General features: G+C 49.2%; 10 protein-coding genes and 6 pseudogenes. 1 reads left to right on the forward strand and 15 read right to left on the reverse strand.

The genetic code is table 11. The annotated features are described in order from the left end of the window. Positions 1–51 precede the first annotated feature (51 nt). The 12 genes and pseudogenes from deoD to XI25_RS15455 all read right to left on the reverse strand — a co-directional run bounded on the left by deoD (position 52) and on the right by XI25_RS15455 (position 10,113). Complete coding sequence (deoD, locus tag XI25_RS15400) at positions 52–759, reverse strand: purine-nucleoside phosphorylase (RefSeq protein ID WP_046679365.1); 708 nt, start codon at positions 757–759, stop codon at positions 52–54. 22 nt (positions 760–781) lie between these two features. Continuing rightward, a pseudogene (deoB, locus tag XI25_RS15405) lies at positions 782–1,961 on the reverse strand (phosphopentomutase). A gap of 126 nt (positions 1,962–2,087) precedes the next feature. Then, on the reverse strand, positions 2,088–3,266 hold the full coding sequence (locus tag XI25_RS15410) for a NupC/NupG family nucleoside CNT transporter (protein WP_046679366.1): 1,179 nt from the start codon (positions 3,264–3,266) through the stop codon (positions 2,088–2,090). A gap of 156 nt (positions 3,267–3,422) precedes the next feature. Beyond that, positions 3,423–3,815, reverse strand: coding sequence for a cytidine deaminase (locus XI25_RS15415; protein WP_046679367.1), 393 nt, complete (start codon positions 3,813–3,815; stop codon positions 3,423–3,425). A 30-nt stretch (positions 3,816–3,845) separates the two neighbouring features. Further along, positions 3,846–4,511, reverse strand: a complete 666-nt coding sequence (deoC, locus tag XI25_RS15420; RefSeq protein WP_046679368.1) for a deoxyribose-phosphate aldolase — start codon at positions 4,509–4,511, stop codon at positions 3,846–3,848. 396 nt (positions 4,512–4,907) lie between these two features. Then, positions 4,908–5,844, reverse strand: a pseudogene (locus XI25_RS15425) (sugar-binding transcriptional regulator). Between the two features lie 458 nt (positions 5,845–6,302). Further along, a pseudogene (rnhA, locus tag XI25_RS15430) lies at positions 6,303–6,957 on the reverse strand (ribonuclease H); the annotation flags it as partial. A gap of 19 nt (positions 6,958–6,976) precedes the next feature. Then, entirely contained in the window at positions 6,977–7,201 is a 225-nt protein-coding gene (locus XI25_RS15435) for a hypothetical protein (RefSeq protein WP_046679369.1), read from the reverse strand. Between the two features lie 91 nt (positions 7,202–7,292). Continuing rightward, a complete protein-coding gene (locus tag XI25_RS15440; RefSeq protein ID WP_442950399.1) occupies positions 7,293–7,826 on the reverse strand; it encodes a DUF2179 domain-containing protein in 534 nt (177 codons plus the stop codon). Positions 7,827–8,038: 212 nt separating this feature from the next. Further along, positions 8,039–8,600, reverse strand: a pseudogene (locus XI25_RS15445) (NADPH-dependent FMN reductase). A gap of 108 nt (positions 8,601–8,708) precedes the next feature. After that, a complete protein-coding gene (locus XI25_RS15450) occupies positions 8,709–9,479 on the reverse strand; it encodes a class I SAM-dependent methyltransferase (protein ID WP_046679370.1) in 771 nt (256 codons plus the stop codon). 4 nt (positions 9,480–9,483) lie between these two features. Next, positions 9,484–10,113 carry a TetR/AcrR family transcriptional regulator gene (locus XI25_RS15455; RefSeq protein ID WP_046679371.1) on the reverse strand — a complete coding sequence of 210 codons (630 nt, stop codon included), beginning with the start codon at positions 10,111–10,113 and terminating at the stop codon, positions 9,484–9,486. A gap of 288 nt (positions 10,114–10,401) precedes the next feature. Between XI25_RS15455 and XI25_RS15460 the strand changes: the two are divergent. Continuing rightward, positions 10,402–11,930 (forward strand): annotated as a pseudogene (locus XI25_RS15460) (DHA2 family efflux MFS transporter permease subunit). 213 nt (positions 11,931–12,143) lie between these two features. Here XI25_RS15460 and XI25_RS15465 read toward each other — a convergent pair. The 3 genes and pseudogenes from XI25_RS15465 to XI25_RS15475 form a co-directional block, all read right to left on the reverse strand. Continuing rightward, a pseudogene (locus XI25_RS15465) lies at positions 12,144–13,338 on the reverse strand (MFS transporter). 87 nt (positions 13,339–13,425) lie between these two features. Beyond that, positions 13,426–14,016 carry a TetR/AcrR family transcriptional regulator gene (locus XI25_RS15470; RefSeq protein ID WP_046679372.1) on the reverse strand — a complete coding sequence of 197 codons (591 nt, stop codon included), beginning with the start codon at positions 14,014–14,016 and terminating at the stop codon, positions 13,426–13,428. Positions 14,017–14,476: 460 nt separating this feature from the next. Beyond that, positions 14,477–16,171 (reverse strand): M3 family oligoendopeptidase, encoded by a 1,695-nt coding sequence (locus tag XI25_RS15475; protein ID WP_046679373.1) that lies wholly within the window; start codon positions 16,169–16,171, stop codon positions 14,477–14,479. Positions 16,172–16,242 lie beyond the last annotated feature (71 nt).

Here is a 16,242-nt window from a genome sequence, read left to right on the forward strand (position 1 = left end):
TATTTATGTCTGTCTCATGGGGTATCGCGCATAGTCGTCAGGTTCATTAATTTACAGGGAGGTCGCCGTATCCAAAGCCACTTCCATCATCTCGTTGAACGTCGTTTGACGCTCTTCCGCGGTCGTTTCTTCGCCCGTCAGCAAATGGTCGCTTACCGTTAAAATCGTCAAGGCGTTGACGCCTTTTCTTGCTGCGATCGTATACAGAGCCGTGGTCTCCATTTCCACGCCCAGCACGCCGTGATCCATCAGCTTTTGCACGGCGCTTTTATCTTCGCGGTAGAACACGTCGGACGTGAAAACATTGCCCACATGCAGGTTCAGGCCTTTCTCCACGCCGCGCTCGTAAGCTGCCTTCAACAGCGGGAAGCTGGCGATCGGCGAGAAGTCGTATCCTTGGAAATGGTGGCGGTTCATCCCGGAATCCGTGCAGGCCGCTTGGGCCAAAATCACGTCACGAACATGCACATGTTTCTGCATGGCACCGCAGGTACCGACCCGGAACAGGTTTTTCACGCCGTACTCGGAAATCAGCTCGTTGACGTAAATGCCGATGGACGGCACGCCCATGCCCGATCCCTGCACGGATACGCGCTTGCCTTTGTAAGTCCCGGTAAACCCGAGCATGCCGCGCACTTCGTTATAGCAGGTTACATTCTCCAAATACGTTTCGGCAATAAACTTCGCGCGAAGCGGATCGCCAGGGAGCAGGATGGATTCCGCAATATCTCCCGGTTTAGCCCCAATGTGTGTACTCATGTTCCATTCCTCCGTATGCGATTTATTTTAAATCCCCCAAAAAGCTGGTGCCGTGCTCAGGCATCGTTACCCCAAAGTTCTCGGCCACCGTAGCCCCGATATCCGCAAAAGTCTTGCGAAGCGGAAGCTCCTTGGCTTCCTTGAAGCGAGGGGAATATACAAGCAGCGGCACGAATTCACGGGTATGGTCGGTCCCTTTATACGTAGGGTCGTTGCCGTGGTCGGCCGTGATGATCAATAGATCATCGGAAGTCATCTTGCCGAACACCTCCGGCAGACGAGCATCATATTCCTCCAGCGCCTGGCCGTATCCCTTCGGATCCCGGCGGTGTCCGTACACGGCGTCAAAGTCGACAAGGTTAACGAAGCTGAGGCCTTTGAAATCCTTGTCCATCGTTGCCGACAATTTATCCATGCCGTCCATGTTGGATACCGTTCTGACCGCTTCCGTTATCCCTTCGCCATCGTAAATGTCCGAAATTTTGCCGAGTGCGATCACGTCGAATCCCGCATCCTTCAACTCATTCATCGTTGTCCGGCCAAACGGCTTGAGCGCATAATCATGACGGTTCGCCGTCCGTTTGAATTCGCCCGGGCTCCCCACGAACGGACGTGCAATGATGCGGCCCAGCATGTAAGGATCCTCAAGGGTGATTTCGCGGCAGAATTCGCAGATTTCATAAAGCTCTTTCAGCGGAATGACCTCTTCATGCGCCGCAATCTGCAGAACCGAATCTGCGGAGGTATACACGATGAGGGCTCCGGTCTTCATATGCTCTTCGCCGAGCTCCGCGATGATCTCCGTGCCGCTGGCCGGCTTGTTGCCAATCACCTTGCGGCCGGTTTTTTTCTTCAATGCGGGTGATCAGCTCATCCGGAAAACCGTCCGGAAACACGCGGAACGGAGTGTCGATATACAGCCCCATGATTTCCCAGTGGCCGGTCATCGTATCTTTGCCGTTGGAAGCCTCCTGCATCTTGGTAAAATATGCACGGGGCTTATCGGCCTTCGGCACCCCCTGAATCTCGCGGATGTTGGACAAACCGAGCGCCGCCATATTCGGCATATGCAAGCCGCCGCACTCACGGGCGATATGTCCAAGCGTATCGGATCCGACATCGTCGAAGGCTGCCGCATCGGGCGCCTCCCCAATGCCTACCGAGTCGAGCACGATCAGGTGAATACGTTTAAACTGTTCCATCCCTTGTTCCCCCGTTTCTGATTTACTATTTACGTCTATCGACGTACTCTCAAAGAAGGCAGGCCGCTTTTAACTGTTTTTCTTTCGATAGCAGGCTGCGTTTTCCTCTGAGTATATATTTTCGCACTACAGGAACAAGCCTGCAATCGTTGCGGACAGAACGCTGACCAAAGTAGCGCCGTAGAGCAGTTTCAGTCCGAAGCGCGCCACCACGTTCCCCTGCTTTTCGTTCAAGCCTTTCACCGCGCCGGCAATGATGCCGATCGAGGAGAAGTTCGCAAAAGATACAAGGAATACGGACACAATGCCGATCGTACGAGCCGAAAGATTCGTGAAATTCCCAAGGGCGAGCATGGCCACAAACTCGTTGGAGACCAGCTTCGTTGCCATGATGCTGCCGGCATCGACAGCCTCTTTCCAAGGCACGCCCATCACGAACGCAAACGGAGCGAAAATGTATCCGAGAATCTCCTGGAACGAGATGCCGAAAATGCCGTCGAAAATACCGTTGATCAAAGCAATCAATGCGACAAAACCGAGCAGCATGGCCGCTACCGTAATCGCAACCTTAAAGCCGTCCATAATGTATTCTCCGAGCATTTCGAAGAAAGACTGCTTTTCTTCCTCCTGAACTTCAAGAATGTCTTCTTCCTTCGGCACTTCATAAGGATTGACGATCGAAGAGATAATAAAACCGCCAAACAGGTTGAGCACCAGCGCGGTTACGACATATCTAGGCTCAATCATCCTCATGTAAGCCCCCACGATGGACATGGATACGGTAGACATGGCGGACGCGCACAGCGTATACATCCGGTGTCTCGGAAGCAGGGCAATCTGCTTTTTAACCGAGATGAATACCTCGGACTGGCCAAGGATCGCCGAAGCCACGGCATTGTAGGATTCCAGTTTACCCATCCCGTTGACTTTACTCAAGACGATACCGATATACTTCACAATGATCGGCAATACCTTAATGTATTGCAAAATACCGATCAGTGCCGAAATGAACACGATCGGGAGAAGCACATTCAGGAAGAACGGCCCTGCTCCTTCGTTGGCGATTCCGCCGAATACAAACTCTATGCCGGCACCGGCGTAATCAAGGAGGGATTCAAACGTTTTCGCAACCCCTTTGACCAGATATTCGCCAACATTGGTGTTCAGAAGTATAAAACCCAGAATGAGCTGCAAAACGATCATTACCGCCAGCGGGCGATAACGGATATTCTTTTTATCGTTGCTGACCAGAAAAGCCATTCCAAAAACGACAAGGACGCCCAAGATGGCAATTAAATATTTCATGATTGTCGGTCCCCCAAAGTTTAAGTATGAAATTCTATGTTGTTGGCTATTCCGGCAATTTTTCATTAAGCGCTTACAAACCGCTAAAAAAAAGAGATGGGCGCTGCAATCCGAGCCTAAAGGCCAGGAGTTGGATGCATTCGAGAAGGAATAGGATCACTTATCCAAATCCTTCGCTGAAAAGGCTCCCGGGAGCAGTTGGGCCATCGTCCATTCCTCGGTATTTCCATGGAGGTTGCTCAAGTAAATTTTGGTGTCGCTGTCGCAAAATTCGGCTAATACCTGACGGCAGGCTCCGCAAGGGGAAACCGGTCCTTCCGTATCCGCCACGACCGCGATGGCTTCGATTTTGCGGTGACCTTCCGATACCGCCTTAAACACGGCTGTCCGTTCCGCGCAGTTGGTAAGACCGTAGGATGCATTCTCGACATTGCATCCCCGGTATACCTTCCCGCCGGTTCGGATGGCTGCTCCGACCTGAAACCCGGAGTATGGAACGTAGGCCTGTTTTCGGGCCTCCAATGCTTCTCGAACCAAATCTTCTTTCATAAGTGACTCCTCCTTCACCGGCAGGGGTGATTAATATGATGACTCGGACTGGCCGCCTTCCATAATTTTAACGCCTGAGCTTGCGCCGATGCGGTTTGCCCCAGCCTCAATCATGGCATTCATGTCTTCCAGGCTGCGAACGCCTCCGGATGCTTTTACGCCGGCTTTATCGCCAACCGTTTTGCGCATCAACGCGACATCTTCGGGCGTTGCGCCGCCTGTGGAAAAGCCTGTGGAAGTTTTTACGAAATCCGCACCGGCTTGAACAGCGAGCTCGCATGCCCGTACCTTTTCTTCATCCGTCAGCAGGCAGGTTTCGATAATTACTTTAACGAGCGCTTTTTCGCCGGCAGCTTCGACAACAGCCTTAATATCGCTTAATACCAGATCATTCTGCTTGTCCTTCAGAGCGCCGATATTAATAACCATATCTACCTCGGTTGCCCCGTTTGCAATCGCATCTTTCGTTTCGAAAGCCTTAACGGCGGATGTGGAAGCCCCGAGCGGAAAACCGATTACGGTACATACTTTAACGTTTGTTCCTGCAAGCTGCCCTGCAGCGTATTTTACCCAAGTCGGGTTAACGCAAACGGAAGCAAACTCATATTTCTTCGCTTCTTCCGTCAGCTTCGTGAGTTCCTCTTTCAAAGCGTTTGCCTTCAGAAGCGTATGATCGATCATTCCGGCTATATTCATCCCAATACCACTCCTTGTTCATTGGTTGTTACAAACGTTTTCAAGCCGCTCTACCGGCTTAACGAGACCATCATACCACAGCTCTGAACATATGTAAAACATATAATGAAATTATGTTCACAGTTGTTTTTCGCAATGACATTTATCATTTTACGCCTCATGTTTAAGGCCCATTCAGGTATAAATTGGCTGAGGCAAAAGCCCGTTATATTCGTCTATACCCGATCTGCCGCACCTTAAACAGACGAAGGAAATAAACCCGCATTTTCAATCCTGATCAGGAACCTGAAATTAACCTTAATGAAAAAAAGACATCACATAAAGAGAATGCGGGATATGCTCCCCTCTTCCCATAGCGATGCCTAAAAGCAAATTGTTAAAGCGGTTTTATAATTATCAATTCAGCAAAGCTTGTGCCGTATATTGATCGGTTACCAAAATATTGGCATATCTGCCGATCAAAGCCGCCCTGATCGCATCCGTCTTCCGCTGGCCGCCGGCGACCAGAATCGATTTATCCTTGCGCCGGAGATCCTCCAATTCGATCCCGATGGTCCGGTTGTTGATTTCTTCGCTGCATATATTCCCTTGAGCGTCAAAAAAACGGGAGCAAATGTCGCCCGCCCCGGTGCTTTGCAGAAGCTTTTGTTCACTCTCGCTAAAATAGCCCAGCCTGAACAGCAGCGCATCCTCCTTGACCGTTCCCACCGTAAAAACGGCGATATTCGCCTGCTTGCCAAGCTGGATGATCCGCTGGATGTGGCGGTCCTCCTCCACCATTTTTTTTCAGCTCAATGCTGTCGAAAATAACCGGAAGGGGAAGATATCTCGCGATCGTATGGTAAGCGCCTGCAAACAGATTAACGGTTTCCGCCGCATAGGTGTTAACATGCGAGTGGCTGACGCCGCCTTTCAACTGGACGACCTCCACCCCTTTTACCGGTTTCTGCTGAAGCTGGAGCGCAACGGCATGCATCGTCGTACCCCAGGTTACGCCGATAATGTCCGCATCCTGAACGATTTGGTGCAAATATTCCGCAGCCGCCCTGCTGATATGCTTCTGGATTTCCCGATATTCATTCAAGGGACTGTAAGATACCAGAACCTGATCGAGATTGTAGCGCTGTTTGACCTGCTCGCCGAGCGCATCCAAGTCCTCTAACGGATCAACGATGCTGATCCGCACGTATCCTTGTTCCTTGGCATGATGAAGGAGCCGGGAAACGGTTGGGCGGGAGACGCCGAGTCTTGCCGCGATATCCTGCTGACTGAAATCCGACATGTAATAAAGCCTTGCCGCTTCTATGCTTAAGCGCTGTTTTTCGTTATCCATCTATAAACCCTTCTTTATCATTTAAGAATTGGGTCTATTATACAAGGTTCCCGGTTAAATATCGATAGGGATAAGAAAAACGTCTATCGATGTACTTTCTCAGAAGACAGACCGCATTTAGCGGAAGTTTTTCTTGCGATATAAGGAAGCCGCGTCTCCGAAGCTTTTCTTATATCTTAAAAAACGGGGAGCCTTGGTTATTCGGGCTCCCCGTTTTTTATTGCAAATTCACGAAGCGTTTTTTTTCTCACAGGCTATGCATAACTATGGGGATAACCCTAAATTCGAATGGTTTAAACTGAAAGTTATCCTCCGTTTTTCCACACTTGTTCACAATCTCTGTATAACTCGGGCCGTTTATGTGCAAAAACTCCTTGCCAATCCATTGTTATGTTCATAACTTGGGGAAAAGCAAGGACATGTTCCGAACTATTCACAGGCCCACCGTCCTTTTTTATTTTTCGTCCGTAATCCGCTTTGATCTCTCCCCAGCTTTTGGTCTGCCATTTCAGTACTTTATTCGGGTAGGTATTATTACGCAGCCAGCTCTCCGCGCGGTCCACAAGATCCCAGATTTCCCGGGTTGAGGCATCGCGCGGCAGCGTGGATGCCACCTTTTTTCTGCTTCACCCACTTCAGCGCGTTAGCCGAGTCACTGTATACGGTTTTGCAACTTCCTATTTTTTTCAAATAGGCCAAAGCGTGGACGATGGCCAAAAACTCTCCCAGGTTGTTTGTTCCCTTTTGAATCGGGCCGCAAGAGAAAATAACATCGCCGGTTTGCGTGTCCACTCCTTTATATTCAACGGGACCGGGGTTTCCGCGGGTGCCGACGTCAACCGATATGCTGTCATAATCGATTTCGCCCGCCTCCTCGGGAGCAGCATTTCGCTTGGCTGTCCGGGATGCTGCCGGGGTGCCGCCGCTCCGCGTTTGCTGGCCCCAGTATCCCTTCCACCCTTGGGCATAGGCCTTTTCCGCCTCCGCCTGCGACTCGAAAGCTTTGTATTTCGCGCCATGATAGTGGTTTACCTGCTGCTGGCATTCGCCCCAGCTTGCATAAATTCCGGGCTGGTTCCCGACCCACACGACATAATATTTTTGTTTCGCCATAAAGACCTCCATCATGCAACTATTCCTTTAGCGTACTATAAAAATTTCCAACAAAAAAAGCGCCATCGTCTCCGATCCGCTTTTTATGCTTAACCTTTTGCAATTGTTCCTGCTTGTTTGGTTTTACCCGTACATGCTGGGACAGCTCCCCGTAATCTTTATTCGTTTTCCGCATGCTTGCCTGACACCATATTCCTGCACGCTCCGCTTTCCGGAGGGCTTTCTGCGTCTTGGTACGCGCCATACTGCTTCACTCTCCTGTCATATTCTCTACCAATTGTACGAAATACGGACAATAAAGGAAACGAATTCGGAGAAAAATATAATTCCGTTCACTAAATTCGTCGCCCCTCGGTTAATTTGACCCAGAAACCGCCCTTAAAGTTTTTCGGTTCATGGGAAATGATAAAGGCATGCGGGGATAACCGCTTTAATGTTTCCATTAACCGCTTTTCGTTCTTCCGTTTTACAAGCACCTGAAGCACCAGACGTTTGCCGTCTTTCCCGTCAGCCTGCCACGAAGTAACCCCGTAGCCCTTTTCGCGCAGCTTGACCGGCAGCTCCGTCTCAAGAGAATCGACGATAACCTGGACAACAAGATATCCGAGAGCCAAATATTCCTCAATCCGGCTGCCCATATACACTCCGAGGCCGAATCCTAAACAGTAGGCGGCCATATTCCATGGATTATCCACATTTTGCAAAACAAGGTTCAACCCCATGAGGTAAACAAATACCTCGATCATGGCCAGAAATGATGCCAGCCCTCTTCTTCCCTTGATCATCAATATTAATCGAAGCGTAAAAATCGATACATAGACGACATTAATGCCGATTATGGAACCGATCAACGAAAGTGAAATATCCACATCTTCATCTCCTTATGTACAAAACGCCGGATTTACCGTCAGCGGCATGTTTTTTCCTTGGCCGCCGTTCTATTCCCTTCTCTATTACCCTGTGACCGTCCTTTCTTATCCTTTCCTTTAAAAGTGCCCCAATAAACCAATCATCTCCCCGCTTTATGAACACGCAAAAAAACCGTCCAGAGGCTTCTGGACGGTTTTAAATAATATGTAGATTATCGCGCAGCTCCGACAGCCTGCTGCTGATTCATCCATTTCACGAAGTTATCCACAACCGAATCGAGGAAAATTTCCGTGGCCTCATGGTTCAGATTGCCTGCTTCATCGATTTTTTCATGAACCAGGCCTACATATACCTCGTTGCCTGGAAGCAAAGGGGAAGAAACGCCAGGCGAGAACAGGATATCGCGCAAATGTTCCTGTGCACGAACGGATCCCAGATTGCCCATGGATACTCCCATAATCCAAGATGGCTTGCCTACAAGCACGCGCTCAACGCGGGAGAGCCAATCGATGACGTTTTTCAAGACGCCGGGAATGGAATAGTTATACTCCGGGGTTACCCACAATACGCCGTCCGCTTCCTTCACTTTGCTCACCAGTTCTTTTACGGAAGCGGGAGCATCCGTTTCATTATCCTGGTTATAAAAAGGAATATCCTTTATGCTCAGAATTTCCAAATCCAGTTGATCTTTATATTTTTTTTTGTATGTATTGGGCAAGTTTCATGCTGTATGAATGGTTACGGATGCTGCCGACCAAAGCAACGATTTTCATCTGTTTTTCCTCCAATTTGTAAGAGTTTCTAGGTTACTTTATTATCATCCGATATTAAGTTACTTTTGTCAAGCGAGTGTGATAAAGTAACTTTTGTTCGCAGCGGCATTATTTTTTCCGCAGAACAAACACCATATTGTGACTATCGGTTGTTAAAGGTCGCTCCTTCCAATCCCCATAGCCATTCAACACTTCAAAGCCGGTCTCCCCGAACAACCGCTCCAGCTCGCGGGGAAACGAGAAACGGAGCGATATATCCGACGTTTGCTCTTTCAATACCCGCCCGCTGCCGTCCTTCGTCCGCCGGATCGTGGTGCAGTGTTGTATTTGGGTCAACGCCTCATACCGGCAAACGGTGTACACATCCACCCGGTTACCCTCCGGAAGCGTATAGGAGCGCCAATATTCCTCCTCCGGCGGCATAAGGAGCTCCGACGCATTCGGAAAGCGCGTTCCGAAAATAAATTCCCCTCCCGGCTCCAAATGGCGGTTTACCGAAGCAAGCAGATCGGTTTGGGATTCGTTGGTCAAAAAATGCTGAAAGGAATTGCCGACCATATAGACTAGCCGGCTCCTTTCTTCAAGCACGAACCGCGAGCAGTCCTGCTTCTCCCACCGGACGGCCAATCCGAGGCCTTCCGTCTTATCCCGGGCCCGCCTCAGCATTCCTTCATGCAGGTCCACCCCGATGACGGCATGTCCTTGTTCGGCAAGCGGAATGGTTGCCCGGCCCGTGCCGCAGCATAAATCGATGATCGGTCCGGTTAGATTTTCCGCCCGCCTCCGAAGAAATTCCACGTCGTCCAGATAGGGATCGTTCTCCAGATCATAGGCTGCCGGATCCCTGTATTCATCAAAATTCGTTTCAAATAAGTTCATACGCTTAAATCCTCCCCTGCTTTAAATTCTTCCTGAACATCGTCGACGGATTGCCAAAAACAAGCCTGGACATCATCAGGGAAACCTCCTCCGGCGTCTCTTTCATCCCCGTATCCAGCCAATGCTGGATAACTCCGAGCTGGGCGGATATCGCATAAGCGGAAAGGTATCCGAGCGGCACGATTAGATCGTCCTCATTCAGGTGGCTCAAAATTCCCTGCGCCATGGAACTGCGCATCACTTCCTTCAGCTTCACTTGAAAACCCGGATCTCCTTTCGGACCCAGGATCACCGTCATGAAATCCGCGTTCTCCTTCAAATATTCAAACAACTCCGTGACGAAGGGAAGCGGTTCGTTCATGTAATCAAAATTCGGGAGGTCCTCCCTTTTTAGATGTTGCTTTTTGCTGCGGATATTTTTGATGCCTTCAATAATATCCTCCTCGCTCTGCTCCAGCAGATCGTACTTATCCTTATAATGCAAGTAAAACGTGCCTCGGTTGATATCCGCACGGACGGATAAATCGCTGACCGTGATTTCATCGAATGTTTTTTCTTTCATTAACACCGTTAATGCGTCTCTTAACGCTTTTTTGGTCCGGATGATTCTTCTGTCCAACGCAGGCCCCTTCATCTCATAACCCACCCTCATATGTAAAAATTTAAATATTAGACAACTTACCGTTTTCATGTTCATAAAATGACATTTAACGGTAAATTGTTGATTGCAATGCATTATAAGTGTATTATAATAGACTTCACGATTATTAATAAACATGATGTTTATTAAAAAGATACTTTCTTGAATCTTATATGGGTATAACATGGATAAGGCAATTGATTAAGGAGGGGGCAAGAGAGCGCCTTCCATCTTGTATGCCATTTTCTAAACATCGCAATAACAGCTACTGGAGGGAAACCTATGGAAAATACAGTCGGGCGATCCAATAACACAAAAGCGCCATATGGAATTATATTTATACTGTTAACGGGGGCGTTTGTGTCCCTGCTGAGCAACACCCTGCTAAACATAGCATTGCCATCGATCATGGAGCATTTTCATATCACCAGTCCGTCAACCGTTCAATGGCTGACGACCGGCTACATGCTTGTCAACGGAATTATGATCCCTTCCACCGCGTTTTTGATTCAGCGGTTTTCCGTTAGAAGACTGTTTCTGACGGCTATGAGCTTGTTCACCTTAGGTACCATATTGGGGGGATTCGCTCCTTCCTTTGCCGTGCTTCTTATCGGACGCATGGTACAGGCTTCCGGCTCGGCCATCATGATGCCGCTTCTGATGAACGTCATGCTCACCAGCTTTCCCGTTGAGAAACGCGGCGGCGCCATGGGGATGTTCGGCCTGGTCATGATTTTTGCGCCGGCCATCGGTCCCACGCTTTCAGGATGGATCATCGAGCATTATAAGTGGAACATGCTGTTCCATATCATCTGGCCGATTGCTCTTCTTGTGATTGTGATCGGTTTGTTCAAACTGAGAGACAAGAAAGATAAAATCGCCATCCAACTGGATGTTCTTTCGATTATCCTGTCCAGCATCGGCTTCGGCGGAATTTTATACGGCTTTAGCGCTGCGGGCAACACCGATAAAGGGGGCTGGAGCAGCCCCGAGGTTTATATTACCCTGACCGCCGGCTTGATTGCCCTGGTGTTCTTTATCCTGCGTCAGTTCAAATTGAAACAGCCCATGCTGGATTTCCGGGTTTATAAATATCCGATGTTTGCCTTGGCATCCATGATATCCGTCGTTCTGAACATGGCAATGTTCTCCGCTATGCTGCTCATGCCGATATATTTGCAATCCATTCGCCATATCTCGCCGCTGCATTCCGGTTTGCTGCTGCTGCCGGGGGCGATCGTGATGGGGATCATGTCCCCGATTACGGGGAAGCTGTTCGACAAATTCGGCGCCAAGGCACTTGCCCTGATCGGTTTGACGATAACCGCCGTGACCAGCTATACCTTCAGCCAATTGACGCTTGATACGTCGTACACCACGCTGATCCTGATGTACACGGCACGGATGTTCGGCATGTCCATGATTATGATGCCGGTCATGACTAACGGATTGAACCAGCTTCCTCTTCGGTACACCCCGCACGGTACGGCGATGAACAGCACGCTGGCTCAGGTTTCCGGAGCTATCGGTACAGCTATGCTGATCACAGTCATGACCAACCGCACCAATCTCACATTGAGACCATGATGCAAAAAGCCATGGCGGGCTTGACCTCGAAGCCGTCCGCGGATGAGCTGAATACGCTAAAACAGCAGGTTATCGCTCAGGGAACGGTTGAAGGGATCAACGATTCATTCCTCGTATCCGTCGGCATCATCATCGTGGCACTCGTGCTCGCTTTGTTTATCAAACGGGCGAAGCCGGCTGCCGATAAGGATCCGGAAACCGCCCCCCAGGCAGCTAAGGCTTAACTAGTGATATATCGCTTTTGATGCAAAAACTATATAGCTTAACCGAAAAAGACGATCCCTCCCGGTAAGAACCGGTTCGAGGGATCGTCTTTTTTAGAGATAAGAAAGCATAAATTTCATAGGTTTACCTTCTGATATCGCAAGAAAAATTTCCGCTATATGCGGTCTGTCTTCTGAGAAAGTACTTCGATAGACGTTTTTTCTTTTGGGTATTTAGGCCGCTGTTTCGGACTCCCCTTGTTTTTCTTTCCATGCAACGGAGAACACCCAGGCAACAAGAAGCATGAATGCGGAAAACGCATAAGGGTAATTGATGTTCCAATCAAACAGGAACCCGCCGAAGAGCGGCCCCATGATATTGCCAAAGCTTGTATACGTGGAGTTCATGCCGGCCACGAAGCCCTGGTCTTCGCCCGCCATTCTGGACAGGAGCGTGGTTAGTGCCGGCCGCAGCAGGTCGAAGGCGAGAAACATGACAAAGGTAACGGCAAGAATCAGCCAATAATTGCTGACGAAAATCGAAAGGAACAAGAACACAACCGAAACCACCAAAAAGATCTGAATCAGCCTTCTCTCGCCAAACTTCTCCACCAGCTTTCCAAACAGGAAAATTTGGGCGACGGTTCCCAATATCGCACTTACGATAAGGATCGTTGCTATATCCGTCGGAGTGAAACCGAATTTCGCATCGACGAACAGGCCGAACACGGTATCAAAGGCGGACAAACCGAACGACAGGGCGAAAATAATGATAAACGGTATAAAATAAAGCGAATGCGTTGATTTTTTCAGTTCCTGGAAGATGTTGATTTTCACCTTCTGCTTGGCGTTGAGCTTCAGTTGCTCCCGGGAGAGCGGCTCCTTCAGCATGAACAGCGAGAAAACGGCGGATAACAGGGCGATGCCCGCGGCCAGGAAAAAAGGCACCCGGATACCGAACCCGGCGGCATAACCGCCGATCCCCGGTCCGATGATGAAACCGATGCTGATGGAGGCCGAAACATACCCGAGCGCTTTAGGCCTCTCCTCCAGCGATGTAATGTCCGCCACGAACGCGGTAACCGCCGGCATCACAAGGGCAGCGCTGATTCCTCCCAGTATCCTGGACAGGTAAAGAATCCACACATTGCTGCCGACGGCGAAAATAAGCTCGGATACGGCTAGAACAAACATCCCGATCACAATCATTTTTTTTTCGGCCGAACCGGTCGACCCAGATGCCCGCGATCGGAGACATGAGCAGCTGGGAAATGGCAAACAGCGAAATCAAATAGCCCATGACTTCTCCGGAAAAATGCAGCTCCCGCATCAAGGTCGGCATAATCGGAATAACGAGACTCATGCCCAGAAAGGCAATAAACAAATTCGACAACAGTAAAAATAAGGGTGCATTGCGTTTTATGCTCATAAAAATAACCTCGTTCTTAAGTATAGACAGATAGACACTTCAGAAAACGTAAAGGCATGCCGGAAAGAGGCTGCTTCTATGCGAAATCTAGGTCTCGCCGGGCCTGATCATTTGAGAGGAAATCCCTCTCCAATAAATTTTCCATGAAACCTGCAGCACTCTGTCAAAAGCTTCCGGCGTATCGTAAAACAGCTGAACCACGACGCCGTCCATAAATGTAACAAAGGACAAGGCAGCGTCTTCGGGAGGCAGGACAATGTCATCTCTATGCTCGTAAAAGACCCGCTCAAGCAGCAGCTCCAGATGGGAATAATAGCTGCGGAAGCTTGGCTGGAACACCTGACATAAATGGGCTGGGGGCATAAAAGCCATCAGCAGCATGAACGACAAATTATCATGGGTCAGGTACCGCTGCTTGTAATCGTTCAAAAAGGCCAGCAGGACCTCATCCAGCGGTTTTCCCGACGTTTTCCTGAAATATATTTTCAAAAATTCAATTTCATCCTCGATGGCTTCCTCATTCATCTTCAGCACGAGCTCGTCCTTGCTCTTGAAATAGTGATACAGGGACTGCTTCTTGATCCCCGCTTCTTCCGCAATCTTCGCAAGCTTCGTTCCTTCGTACCCGTATAAAATAAAATGCTTTTTCGCTATTTCCTTGATCCGTCCTTCATTCATATGTGCCACCACCGCCATTCGGATAACAAGCGTTATATCCGGAATTTGATTCCTTACAGCTTATCAGGAGATTATCCAGAAATCAAATTTTTCTTTACCCCTAGTCAGTCTATTCGTTTATTTTCTTTTAAATTCACATAGTATATATGATTTATTTAAACTGACTACAGTCAGGTAAATCCTTGTATCCGATCGTTGTCTTCCTTTAACCGTCCCTCCTTACGGCAATGGAAAAAGACCTGCAAAGGGATGTTCCCCGCCGGCCTCTGATCGGTCGTAAGAAAAACGTCTATCGACGTACTCTCAAAGAAGACAGACCGCATATAGCGGATGTTTTTCTTGCGAGATAAGGATCGCAAACCTCTGAAGTTTATACTTTCTATCTCTTAAAAAAAGCCGGGCGAAAATCAGGATATCCTCCCGATCTCGCCCGGCTCTCGCTATTAAAGAATAACTATGATTACAGCGCTTTGTCGTCCACGCTGTTCAGCCAGTTCTCGATATCGCCGACCACGGAAGCGACGCAGCCGTCTTCAAACGGCGATTTGAGACCCGCATACTTGACCAGCTCCACAAACGACTTGCTCCCGCCGACCTGGCACAGTCTAAGGTAGTCGGCCCATGCCGCTTCATAGTTCTCATGCAGGCGCACCCAGAACTGGAAGGCGCAAATTTGGGCAAGCGTGTAGTCGATATAATAGAACGGGGATCTGAAAATATGCCCCTGCTTGTGCCAAAAGCCGCCATTCTCCAAATACTCGTTGCCCGCAAAATTACGGTGCGGCAGGTATTTGCGCTCGATTTCGCGCCATGCGGCTTTACGCTCGGCCGGGGTTGCATCCGGATTGGCGTATACGAAATGCTGGAACTCATCCACCGACACGCCGTAAGGGATAAACTCCAATCCTTGCGCCAAATGGCTGAATTTGTACTTCTCGGTGTCCTCTTTGAAGAACAGCTCCATCCAAGGCCATGTAAAAAACTCCATGCTCATGGAATGGATTTCACAGGCTTCGTAGGTCGGGAAATTGTATTCCGGCACCTCGAAACCGCGGCTTTCATATACCTGGAAGGCATGCCCCGCTTCATGGGTCAACACGTCGATATCCCCGGAGGTGCCGTTAAAGTTGGAGAAAATAAACGGTGCCTTATAGTTCGGAATAAAGGTACAGTAACCGCCGGCTTGCTTGCCTTTTTTGCTGACCAGGTCCATCAGGTCGTTCTCGACCATAAAGGTGAAGAATTCGTTCATTTCCGGGGCCAGTTCGCTGTACATCTTTTTGCCGTTTTCCACGATCCATTCCGGATCTCCCTTCGGCGTTGCGTTGCCGGATTTGAAGGTGAAGCCCTCATCGTAGAACAGCAACTCATCAACGCCGATGCGGCTGCGTTGGCGCTCCTTCAGCTTGGTAGCCATCGGCACGATGTAATCCAGTACCTGCTGTCTGAAGTTCACAACCATCTCCGCATTATAATCCGTACGCGCCATGCGGGCGTAGCCCAGTTCCACGAAGTTGTTGTAACCCAGCTTCTTGGCGATTCTCGTCCGCACCTTTACCAGGTCGTCATAGATTCGGTCAAAATCGGCCTCATGCTCAGCCATAAACTTATAACGCGCATCAAAGGCACGCTGGCGGACATCCCGGTCCGTAGACAGTTCATAAGGGGTCAATTGGGAAAGCGTAAGCTCCTCGCCGTCAAAAGGAATCTTGGCCGATGCGATGAGCTGGGCGTATTCGGTCGACAACTTGTTCTCGAGCTGAAGATCCTCAATGACTTCGGGACTGAACGTTTTCAGCGACAATTCGGCCAAAGCAAACAGTTGACGTCCCCACTTGGCTTCCAGCTCGCTGCGGAACTTGGAACCTACCAACGCTCGGTAATAATCGGTTATGTATTCCTGGAACACCGGTTCCGCTTCGTCCATAAAATCCTGCTCCGCTTTATAAAAGGAATCGGTTGTATCAATGGAATGACGGATGCTGACCAGCGTGGATTGCGTGTCCATGTTATGGCGAAGCTTGTTGATCGCCGCCATCGCCTGGTCCTGCTCTTCGAAGGTGGACGCTTCGTTGAATTGTTTCAGCAGTTCTTTAAACCGCTGTTCAATTTCTTTAATGTCGGGACGCTTATACGGATACTCCGTAAACTTCATTGTTTAACCCTTCCCTTCTGATTATAAGTACATTCATTATACTAAAATTTGAAAGAAAGAATACCATAAAT

Source organism: Paenibacillus sp. DMB20, from assembly GCF_000987955.1.
In the GTDB taxonomy this organism is placed as follows: Bacteria; Bacillota; Bacilli; order Paenibacillales; family Paenibacillaceae; genus Paenibacillus_AQ.